The sequence below is a fragment of the Shewanella sp. HL-SH2 genome (genome assembly GCF_051164935.1).
GTDB lineage: Bacteria > Pseudomonadota > Gammaproteobacteria > Enterobacterales > Shewanellaceae > Shewanella > Shewanella glacialimarina.
Genome location: NZ_CP195035.1, coordinates 2088242 through 2099378 on the forward strand (window position 1 = coordinate 2088242; position 11137 = coordinate 2099378).

Annotated in this window: 10 protein-coding genes; 4 read left to right on the forward strand and 6 right to left on the reverse strand. The window is 39.8% G+C overall.

Annotation, left to right across the window (positions count from 1 at the left end; translation table 11 throughout):
• The first annotated feature begins 37 nt into the window (after nucleotides 1–37).
• Both ACRWP9_RS09140 and ACRWP9_RS09145 read left to right on the forward strand, forming a co-directional pair.
• Nucleotides 38–1597 carry a Na+/H+ antiporter NhaC family protein gene (locus tag ACRWP9_RS09140; protein ID WP_434928822.1) on the forward strand — a complete coding sequence of 520 codons (1560 nt, stop codon included), beginning with the start codon at nucleotides 38–40 and terminating at the stop codon, nucleotides 1595–1597.
• 116 nt (nucleotides 1598–1713) lie between these two features.
• Nucleotides 1714–2292 carry a thymidine kinase gene (locus ACRWP9_RS09145; RefSeq protein WP_226410353.1) on the forward strand — a complete coding sequence of 193 codons (579 nt, stop codon included), beginning with the start codon at nucleotides 1714–1716 and terminating at the stop codon, nucleotides 2290–2292.
• 214 nt (nucleotides 2293–2506) lie between these two features.
• On the opposite strand, the gene ACRWP9_RS09150 is transcribed toward ACRWP9_RS09145, so the two are convergent.
• The gene (locus ACRWP9_RS09150) at nucleotides 2507–4540 is read right to left on the reverse strand and encodes a methyl-accepting chemotaxis protein (RefSeq protein ID WP_434928823.1); all 2034 of its coding nucleotides are present in this window, start codon (nucleotides 4538–4540) and stop codon (nucleotides 2507–2509) included.
• A gap of 262 nt (nucleotides 4541–4802) precedes the next feature.
• Here ACRWP9_RS09150 and ACRWP9_RS09155 point away from each other — a divergent pair, with 262 nt between their 5' ends.
• A complete protein-coding gene (locus ACRWP9_RS09155) occupies nucleotides 4803–5462 on the forward strand; it encodes a fumarylacetoacetate hydrolase family protein (RefSeq protein WP_434928824.1) in 660 nt (219 codons plus the stop codon).
• Nucleotides 5463–5484: 22 nt separating this feature from the next.
• On the forward strand, nucleotides 5485–6270 hold the full coding sequence (locus ACRWP9_RS09160; protein ID WP_434928825.1) for a 2-keto-4-pentenoate hydratase: 786 nt from the start codon (nucleotides 5485–5487) through the stop codon (nucleotides 6268–6270).
• Nucleotides 6271–6338: 68 nt separating this feature from the next.
• On the opposite strand, the gene ACRWP9_RS09165 is transcribed toward ACRWP9_RS09160, so the two are convergent.
• From ACRWP9_RS09165 to pfaD, 5 genes are all read right to left on the reverse strand, one after another.
• On the reverse strand, nucleotides 6339–6710 hold the full coding sequence (locus ACRWP9_RS09165; protein ID WP_434928826.1) for an MmcQ/YjbR family DNA-binding protein: 372 nt from the start codon (nucleotides 6708–6710) through the stop codon (nucleotides 6339–6341).
• Nucleotides 6711–6847: 137 nt separating this feature from the next.
• Nucleotides 6848–7705, reverse strand: coding sequence for a glutathione-dependent disulfide-bond oxidoreductase (gene yghU / locus ACRWP9_RS09170; RefSeq protein WP_434928827.1), 858 nt, complete (start codon nucleotides 7703–7705; stop codon nucleotides 6848–6850).
• Nucleotides 7706–8174: 469 nt separating this feature from the next.
• Nucleotides 8175–8894, reverse strand: coding sequence for a substrate-binding periplasmic protein (locus ACRWP9_RS09175; protein WP_434928828.1), 720 nt, complete (start codon nucleotides 8892–8894; stop codon nucleotides 8175–8177).
• A gap of 244 nt (nucleotides 8895–9138) precedes the next feature.
• The gene (locus ACRWP9_RS09180; RefSeq protein ID WP_434928829.1) at nucleotides 9139–9393 is read right to left on the reverse strand and encodes a hypothetical protein; all 255 of its coding nucleotides are present in this window, start codon (nucleotides 9391–9393) and stop codon (nucleotides 9139–9141) included.
• Nucleotides 9394–9489: 96 nt separating this feature from the next.
• Entirely contained in the window at nucleotides 9490–11130 is a 1641-nt protein-coding gene (pfaD, locus tag ACRWP9_RS09185) for an eicosapentaenoate synthase subunit PfaD (RefSeq protein ID WP_434928830.1), read from the reverse strand.
• Nucleotides 11131–11137: the final 7 nt, after the last annotated feature.

Consider the following 11137-nt stretch of genomic DNA (forward strand, 5'->3'; position numbering starts at 1 on the left):
CAGTCGCCTCCATTCATACATACTCGATGAATAAATAATGAACGTACTTAGTCATGCCGATTCGGCACTATCTTTACTTCCACCTCTTGTTGCCATTGTTCTGGCTATTATCACCCGTAAAGTATTACTGTCCCTTGGGGTGGGTATTGTGGTCGGCGCATTATTACTTACTCAGTTCTCTTTAGGGGATAGTAGTCTATTTTTGCTCAACACAGTCCAAGGGCTGGTTTGGAGTGATGGCGCGCTAAATAGCTGGAATTTACAAATCTTAGGTTTCTTAGTCATGCTAGGCATGATAACCGCTTTAATAACCGTTAGTGGCGCAGCCAGGGCGTTCGCTGATTGGGCTAAAGGGCATATTCGCAGTAAACGTGATGCCAAGTTAATGACCATCTTTTTAGGCTGCGTGGTGTTTATCGATGATTATTTTAACAGTTTAGTGGTAGGCTCAATTTCAAAACCCATTACCGACAGATACCATATCTCGCGGGCTAAATTAGCTTATTTATTAGATTCTACAGCCGCACCTATTTGTGTTATTTCACCAATCTCAAGCTGGGGGGCCTACATTATCGCCTTGATTGGTGGCATTTTAACCGCGCATGGATTTACTGAATCAGGTCATTTGAGTGTGTTTGTCCAAATGATCCCGATGAATTTTTATGCCATATTCGCGTTACTATTATTATTATGTGTTGCCTTGTTCGGTCTTGATGTCGGCCCTATGCGCCAACATGAATTAAATGCCAAAAAAGGTGAGCTTTATGATGAATCTAAAGGCCTTCCCCCTGGTGCAAACGCTGACCTGCCTGAAGCTGATACGGGGAAAGTAATAGGTTTATTTTTACCCATTTTGACATTAATCGTTGCCACAGTTTACTTTATGATAACTAGCGGTGCAGATGTGCTTGCAGCCGATGGCAAAGCCTTTACTATTTTAGGTGCTTTTGAAAATACTCAAGTGAGCCAATCATTATTTTATGGCTCAGTCATTGGTTTTAGTATTACGTTAATTTTAGTTTTTATTCAAAAGTTAGAAATAGATTTAATTGTCAAAGGCGTGGTTGCTGGTGCGCGTTCAATGTTACCCGCTATCTATATTTTAATGTTTGCTTGGTCTATTGCTGGAGTTATTGGTCAGCTAGAAACCGGTAAATATATGGCAAGTTTAGTCACAGGTTCAATTCCTTTTGAGCTATTACCTGTGGTGTTATTTATTCTTGCAGGTATTACCGCTTTTTCAACCGGCACAAGCTGGGGCACTTTCGGCATTATGTTGCCAATTGCTGCCGATATGGCAATGGGAAGCGACTCAAGCATGATGTTACCTATGTTATCAGCAGTGCTTGCTGGTGCTGTTTTTGGTGATCATTGTTCACCTATATCCGACACCACTATTTTGTCATCGACAGGGGCCAGTTGTCATCATATAGACCATGTGATTACTCAGTTACCTTATGCCTTAATTGTGGCGTTTATCAGTATTATTGGCTATACAGTGCTTGGCTTTACTGGCTCATTAATCAGTGGGTTATTAGCTTGTAGTCTTGTGTTTGTGATCAGCGTGTTAGCGTTAGCTTTTTATGCACGTCGCTAGCCGTTACTCATAAATGAATAATAATGCCGCTCAATGAAGATTAAGCGGCATTATTATTTGTGGTTAATGGTCATATCAAAGTAGAATTTAGTAAAGCAACAATATTGGACATTATTTTGGCGCAACTGTATTTTTATTATTCGTCGATGAACGCGGGTAAATCGACCTCATTATTACAATCTTCTTATAATTATCGCGAGCGCGGCATGCACACGTTAGTTATGACAGCATCAATTGACGATCGCTATGGCGTTGGTATTGTTGCATCACGAATTGGTATACAAACTGATGCGCAAGTGTTCGCCAGTGGCGATGATTTGAGTGATATTATTGGTCAATCACATCAACAGAAACATATCCATTGTGTTCTTGTCGATGAGAGCCAATTTTTGTCAAAAGCACAGGTTAAGCAGCTGACTCATGTGGTGGATAATTTAAATATCCCTGTATTGTGTTATGGGCTGCGAAGTGACTTCCAAGGCGAGCTATTTACTGGTAGCCAATATTTATTAGCTTGGGCTGACAAATTAGTTGAGCTAAAGACGATTTGCCATTGTGGTCGCAAAGCTAATATGGTGGTACGTTTAGATGGTGATGGCAAACCAATGAAAGAAGGTGAGCAAGTGGCGATAGGCGGCAATGAAACCTATGAATCGGTTTGCCGTAAGCACTTTAGAGAGTTTTTATGGGATTAACCCAGCTAAGCTAGTATGATAAAAATGTCACTTTAAAAATCTAATATTAAAGTGACATTTTGATTAGCAGTTACACAAAATTAGTTACAGTCTCTACTAATTACCACAATATCATTTCACTTATCTCTTTGAGCATTCAATTCTATCTCTAAGTATTAAATATCTAGCGCACTTAATGTCGTCTTTAACACTTAAATGCTTTAGTTCTCAAAAACTATAACTTAAATCGTTCAACAGATGCGGTTAATGAATGGGCTAATTGATTTAATTCCTGGCTTCGCTTCGCCATTGCTGAGGACTCTTCTGCATTATCTTCCGCAGACTCTGCTGTTTCAGCCATAGTATGTTCAATTTGCTCACTAAAACTGACCTGTTCATGTGCCGCTTGATTAATACTTTGACTCATTTTATCTATGGTTAACAGCGCCGACTCAATATGTTCGATGGCATCATGAAGTGCCTGGCTTTGTTCAACACATTGGTTAGCCTGGTTTTGTCCTTGGGTAATCGCTTTCACCGCATTTGTGGTTTCTTGCTGCAGAGCATCTATCATGGTTTGAATTTCAGCGGTAGATGATTGAGTTCTTGAGGCAAGGGATCTTACTTCATCGGCGACTACGGCAAAGCCTCTGCCGTGTTCTCCCGCTCGTGCCGCTTCAATTGCCGCATTTAAGGCCAATAGATTAGTTTGGTCTGCAATAGCGCTGATAGTAACTAATATTCCACCAATGTTATCGCTGTTTTTACTTAGGCTATTCATGATGTTAACCGAGTCAATTAACCCAGTTGATAATCGTTCAATTCGATCACGGTTATCATCAGCAATACCTTTGATATGCTTGCCTTGTTCCGACGCTAGGCTTATCTGGCTAGCCGACTCATTAGTCTGTTTATTCACTAAATTCGAACTTTGATGAATGTGTTCTGCGAGTTGTTTCGCTTGATTGATTTGATGAATTTGACTAATGGCTGCATTAGCAATTTTCTGACCCTGATTTTGTGAGTTAATTGCCGATTCATCTAATAGATGTGCATCGCGGCTAATATCTTGTAATAGTGAAGTTAAATCATCTGATAGCTTGTTGATATTGTCCATCAACTCGCCAAACTCATCATCGTTACGCTTTGTGAGACGTTTAGATAAATCTCCACTAGCAATACGAGACAAAGCATGATTAACCGCTCTAAGTGGGCCTAGCATGGCTTTAGAGGTAAAATAGTAAATGATAATAGCAAGTACGATGAATATTAACGCTAATGCAATCGCTAAGGTTTGCGCCGTGCTTATTTCATCGGATGCGACGTTTTTAAAGTCGTTAAAACGCTGATCTGCTAAAATCATTAACTTGCTTAGCTCGGCAAAGCTTGAGTCGAAATATTGATTTGATTGACTATATGCCATATCAGCCTGTTGGATTACTTCAACCACTTTACGCTGACTTTCATATAGCGTGCCCGGTGTATCGAGTAAGGCTTTCATTTGCTCGAATTGTTCAGCAAAAATAGCTAACAAATCATCTGCTGGCAGGGTTGCAGTTTGCTGTTTTAAAAATTGAAAATTAGTCTCAATACTATTAACCATCATTAAGATATCTTGCTGGTGATTATTCACATTCTGTAAATCTGTAAATCGAGCAACTTCACCTATGATATTGCCCATATTATAAATGGTATCGTCTAATCGAGTGCCTGTCCCTATAACCTCTGCCAATAAACTGTCTTGATCGCCTGCATCTATTATCTCTAAATCGATCATACTATTACTGGCGGTATCTTTTATTTTTTGAAACCTTTGATACTGTTTTTTATAATCTGCACGCGACTGTTCAATGGTTAATTTTGCATTGAACATAGTCTCACTTTGCTTGATGTATTGTGAGTATTGTTGCGTCACATTATCTAGAGCCTGTTTCATTTTGGGTTGATCAGCGACTTTATTTGATAAGTCCTTAAAGGTTATTGAGTATTCATTTTGTAACAGCTTAAATCGAGCAAAGCTGCTACTAATATTGTCATTTCCCGTTTGTGAAAAGGCTAAACTACCTGTTTTGGCCATTTTGAGTAAGCTTAATTGAAGTGCATTACTTTGGGTTTGAACCGGAACCGCTAAGATTTCGATGTTAGTGTTAGCTGTTTGGATTTGTGTTAGCGAACGATAAAAGAAGCTACTTCCTGCAAGAAGCAACACACCAATCGTCGCAAAGCCTAAGGCAATTTTTTGTTTGATTGTTAGATCAAGCAGGTTCATTTGAGTCCCTTTCTGAATAATGGCAATAGCAATTTTTCATTATAATTATATGCTTTTAAATAAGATTAAGCCGTTTCAGTGTAGTCAATATAATCAATGGTTAATACATTTTATGGCAAATAAATAAGTGATTTAATAGCAACCTTTTAGGTCATATTGAACGGTGAAGATAACTTATATCGGCAAAGGTTAAATTAAGTGTAGTGCTTTTATTTTGTATACGGGATAATTCTTCATGTTTTCCACTATTTAGCAAATTAATATGCAGCAAATACTGATTAGGCAGCAAGGCGCTGTCACTCCCTCAAAAATCGTCTGTATTGGGCGAAATTATGTCGAACATATTTATGAGTTAGGCAATGATATCCCCGACGATATGGTGGTGTTTTTAAAACCCAATAGCGCAATAAGTGCTGAGTTAATTAGTTTTCATCAAGAAACTATTCACTATGAAGCTGAGTTATGCTTTTTAGTCGAAAATGGACGTTTTAGCGCGGTAGGCATTGGGCTGGATTTAACCAAACGTCAATTACAGAGCCAGTTAAAGTCCAAAGGGTTGCCATGGGAGCGCGCTAAAGCATTTAATGGATCGGCGATATTGAGTGACTTTATGCCGATAAGTGCGAGTAACCAAGAATGGTGTTTTAGTTTGACGATAAATGATCAACTCGCCCAGTTGGGGCATAGTCAGTTAATGATGTATTCACCCGCACAAATCTTTAATGAGCTGGCTTCATTTATTACCTTAGAAGATGGGGATGTTGTCATGACAGGTACGCCAAAAGGCGTGGGGCAGGTAATTGCTGGAACCGTGTTTAAGTTAACGCTTTGGCAGGGAATTGAGTACCACTCAGATCAGCAGTTATTATATGATATTAGTCATTCCGTACCACTTATAACCCAGCAGTGGCTGGCTATTTAGTGATTAGTGATTAAGGACAACAATGTCAAAGTTTGAGCAAATCTATCAATTAACACAGCACCTTTTCGCGCAACGTACGATAAGGGATCCCGCCTCTGAGTTTGAGCTTTTTAAACCAGAAAGTATCGATGACGCTTTTGCTGTCCAGCAGCAGATGATTGAATTGTCCGGTAATGCTGTAACTGGGTGGAAGTGTTTAGTGCCGTTAGATAACGGACAGCTTATTTTTGCCCCCATTATTGCAACAGCTGTTAATCAACAAGCGTGTTGTCCAGTCATTGCTAGCCAAAAAGGTGATGAAGCCGTCGGGTTAATTGAACCGGAAATCGCATTTATTTTGGGGCAAGATTTTGACGCTAATCAAGCATACAGTAATGAACAAATTGATAGTGGCATACGTGCGACTCATATGGCATTGGAATTAATTCAAGGACGGTTTAGTGCCGACTATTCAGCAAGTTACTTCGAAAAGCTGGCTGATGGCTTAAGTAATCAAGGGCTGTATTTAGGGCCAGAAATTGACAAAGCATTAGCCTATCAAGCTAGTAAGGTTAACATCACCGTTAGCCATCAAGATGAAGTACGGTCGTTTAACGGTATTCATCCGTGTGAACTGCCGCAAAATCCGGTTTATTGGTTAGTTAATTATTTAACATCTAAGGGCATTAGCCTTAAAAAAGGTCAAGCCATTATTACAGGGTCGTACTGTGGCGTGATCAAAGTCCCTATGGACACCTTGGTTAAATTTCAATATCAAGGATTAGGTGAGATGCAACTGAAATTCATAATGCAGCATGAGCTAGCATGAGCTAGCATGAAGTTTGAATGTAAAATAAGTATCAGTAAATGCTTATAATTTCAAAATGTATCGAATATTTACATGTGCAATAAAATGGATGTTTGTTCGTGTTTGAGTAGCTTATCAACAACAAGCATGAACGAGTTATCCATCAGTCGTTTTATTTCACCATTTGGAATATGTTGTTCAGTTGATTGATTAAAATAAACCGACACCCAATGCTTTTTATCCATATGATAACCGGGGGTGATAGACGAGAAAATATCACATAATGCAATGGCTTCATCAGGATCACACTTGAGGTTTATCATTAAAGCATCGTTGTTCCAGCCAATTAAGGCAAACATTTTATTTTTGACTTTAAATACATGTGTGCCTGGCCCAAAGGGAAATGTTTCAACCGCTTCGGGTTTGGCAAGCAAGTATGCTCTTAACGTGTCAAAATCCATTGTGGCTCCCATGTGATAGACTAAGAAGTCAGTTAAACCACAATATCATTTATTATTGATTAACTGACTTATTATTGGAAAATTACTCATGTACAAGGTAAATATTATAAGGCTTTCAGCCTATAAAGGTTCATCTTTTATGGTTTTAGGGCTAAAACCTTATCAATATCTGCGGCACTGTGGCGATTAGGAAGTTGTTCCCACGCTTCTCCCCAACTGCGGTTAACTATTCTTCCACGTTGAACGGCCGGACGTTGCTCAACAGCTTTTGCCCAACGCATCACATTTTTATAGCTGTTTACGTCTAAAAACTCTGCTGCATTATAAATATTCCCTAGTACTAAATTACCGTACCATGGCCAAATCGCTATGTCAGCAATAGAGTATTCCTCGCCAGCAATAAATGAACCCTTGGCAAGTTGTTTATCTAATAGGTCTAATTGGCGTTTTACTTCCATTGAAAAACGATTAATAGGATACTCAAACTTTTCTGGGGCGTAAGCATAAAAATGTCCAAAACCACCGCCAAGATAAGGCGCTGCTCCTTGTAACCAAAATAGCCAGTTCATGACTTTAGTGCGTGCTGCTATGTCGGTCGGAATAAGGTAACTAAATTTGTCGGCCAAATATAATAAAATGCCACCTGATTCAAATACGTTTATAGCTTCAGTGCCTGAGTTATCAACTAACGCTGGAATTTTTGAGTTGGGGTTAACATTAACAAATCCAGAAGAAAACTGATTACCTTCACCTATATTAATAATATGTGCATCATACTCAGCCGCATTTATCCCCGCAGCAAGCAACTCTTCAAGCATAATCGTGACTTTCTGGCCGTTAGGCGTTGCTAATGAATAAAGTTGTAACGCATGTTCACCAACCGATAAAGCTTGCTCATGACGGGCACCGGAATCAGGGCGATTGATACTGGCCCATTGGCCGCCATTTTCACTGTCCATTGTCCATACTTTTGGAGGGGTATATTCATTTGTCATGATAAATCCTTAATATTTAAATTCGCTATATGAAATCGCTTAGCCGTTATAAATTAGCCCTTATTAATATGATATTGGGCGCTTATAATGAAATTAAACCCTAAGAGTAAATCTTAAATAGCACCGTAAGTTATGAGTTACGGTAAAACAGTCTAAGTTAACGCAATAACTAATCACCATTCGAATTAGGGTTTATTTATAGCCTATTGCTTAGCAACATCCATTTTTAATACATAAATATAGTGTCACCATTTTCTGTGTGTGGCGGGAATTGAGCTATGTTAGTTTTTATAAGGCCTCATTACGTATAACACTATTACGAATAATACTATTGCGGATAGTTATTTATGAGCTCTGGTACGACTTTTAAACAAGGGTTTCTATTTGTTGATAACTTACTATTTGTCGATTCAACCTAGAGATGTAGGAATACCATAAGGTTATGATTTTATATAATATTCATTAAAATCTATAAACTTGCTAACACCTCAGCTTCTGCATTACGAAGTAACTTATCAAGTTCACCACTGTGTTTCATGGTTTTGATTACGGCATCTAGCCTGGGCACTAATGCTGCATGCTTTTGATTAACGTAATGATATAAGTCCAGTGTGGCTAAAGCTGGTGGTAATGCCTTGACGTAATCGATGTTTAATTTCTTAATCGCGTATAAACCGTCAGATGTATTGGTGAGTGCAATGCTAGAAGGACTATCATGTAGAGCAAGCATCATAGTTTGAGTATTATTGTAATCAAATACGTTTCTTAAATCAGCGGTAATGATATTAGTGTGCTTAACGCCCCTTACTTTTAGTAAACTATACTTAGATAAATCAGCCTGAGATGTTAATACAATGTGATTATCTTTGTGCACAAATGCCATAGTCTCTAATTGATAGTAAGGAGTGGGTATACGGATCAAGTTGGGATTTTCTTTACCATAACTCCATATTCGCATTATTTCGCCGTCTTTATGGCCTGACGCTGCTTCACGTTGGGCGCGCTTCCCCGGCATCGGCACTATGCTAATGGTTAATCCCAGTTTTGAATAAATGACCGGTAATACTTTTGCGCCGACCTGTTGTTCAAATAAGGAGTCTATAGAGGCAAACTGATAATCTTCAGTTTGAGCAAAGCTTACGCTGCAAAAAACTATCGCAGCAAGGGCTAACATAAAACGATACTTCATTGATAACCTTGAATTTCTGTTTTTATTATGTAAAGCATATTAATATGCAAAACGTTTATGTACTTTTAATATTATAGTGTTTGTTAGTAAAAATGTAGACCGAGGTTAGATATATTTTATTTCAACCATTGTTTAATGAATGTTATTTATTTTAAAACACGGTAACTCAAGCTTGTGCCAATTCAGGCAATAAAAAAGGCGCTAAAGGCGCCTTTAATCATTAAAAAAATGCACTTTACTCATATTACATCAAGGATACTGCTTCCATATCAAGCTCGATATCTGTGCAACCTTTTGCGCAATAAATGCCCGGTGCTTTTTCGCTGGGTTTGGCTTTATGAGTATTTGGCGGTAACAATAATGTCAGTGGTTTATTACACTCACTGCAAGTTGCACTATTGCCCTTTAACATACGCTTAATCAAATTTTTATGCTGATTAAAAGACGCTAATGTGGTGCCATTTACCGCTGAGAAATCCAGTTTTTGCGTTTCACTCATAGCCATTACCTAATTAAATTGTCAGTCGCTTCCTTTTAAAAGAGACTGACATTACTGATACTTTTATTGATACCAGCTTGCTATCCAAGTGGTTAACTATTTCACCTGATCCTGTGGGCGCCAGCGTTGTAATTCAACGGGAACTGCCACACCTTGGGCGGTAAGTAAGTTAACTCGGGCTTGGTATGCGGCGCCATGCATCATGTGTTTAGCTAAGTCTACCGCATTTCGCTTAGTATAATCATCTAAATAACTGCCTTTCGCCCATTCATTGAACGCGCCTAGTGAAGGACCTGCCCAAATTTGGTAGTCCATTTCACGGCCCACTTCACCAGTGTTAGACCAGCGGCTAGATAGGCCTAAATACCAGCGGAAAATCAATGCCATTTTTCGTTTTGGATTATCTTTAGCGCGCTCAATTTGCTTAGGGTCACGTTCATTAAAATGTGCGACTGTACCGGCCCAAATATCTTCTAAACTTGAACGGAACACTTGTTTTTCAAGCTTTTCACGCTCATCAAAAGGGATCGCTTCGATAGAATCATAACGCGTATAAAGCTCATACAGTTTATTGGCTCGCATCGGGAACAAGGTCCCGCGTTTTACCACTTGCAGCTTAACGCCCATCTCAAACATATCTGCCGCTGGCGCCATGGTCACATCGGCCATTTCGGTGGTAGCTAAAAGTTTACGTGTATATTCACTCGCGCCAGCTTCAACACAAGCCTGGTTGATTGAACCGGTCACAATAAAGGCTGCACCCATGTTAAATGTAGCAAGCGCAGCATCGGGTGTACCCACACCGCCACCACAACCGACACGAATTGGTGTTTTATATTGATATTGCGCTTGGACCTTGTCTTTAAGTGCCAAAATAGTCGGCAATAAGGTCACCAAAGGACGATTGTCGGTATGGCCGCCAGAATCGGCTTCTGCAGTAATGTCATCAGCCATCGGCACAAGCAGCGCGAGTGCCATTTGTTCTGGGGTAATTAAGCCTTCATCAACCAGTTTTTGGAGCATTTTTTCAGGTGCTGGCTGCATAAATTTAATCGCCACTTCGGTGCGGCTAATTTTGGCTATCACTTTATTGGCGATATTAATCTCACCATTTGCATCACGGCTTAATCCGGCGGCGCGGTAATACACAATTTGTGGCGTTAAGCCTAAAAAGGCTGATGCCTCAACGGTACGCACCTTGTGCTTTAAAAATAACTCCACACTGCCGCGCTCTAATGCGGGCTCGCTTGGGCTGTGGATTAAGTTAAACATATACGGGCCGTTTGGCAGCGCCGCTTGAATGCGGCTAATAGCTTGCTCTACCCGTGACGGAATAAGACCCGCTGCGCCAAATGAGCATAAAATACCTGCCTGGCCTAAGGCGATGACTAACTCTTCAGAGGCAATACCATTGGCCATAGCACCAGCATAATAGGCGTATTTAACCCCATGAACTCGGCGGAAATTACTGTCACCTAAACTTTGAGTGCCAAGGGCTGGGGCAAACGCACTCACCGGTAAGTTTTGGTTGTTTGCCGTTAACGCATCATTTTGCTCAGTAATCACCTGAGCATGTTGGGCCACGCCCAACCCTTTCTCAGGGTGATTAATTAAATAGCATGCCTGTGACAAATCTTTTAGTTTTTTGCCAATAGTAGCAAGGTCAAAATTGGCATCGTTTGAATCTACTATCCAAGGCCATGGTGAAAGCTTTTCGTTATGCACTTGTGTTGTCATTATTATT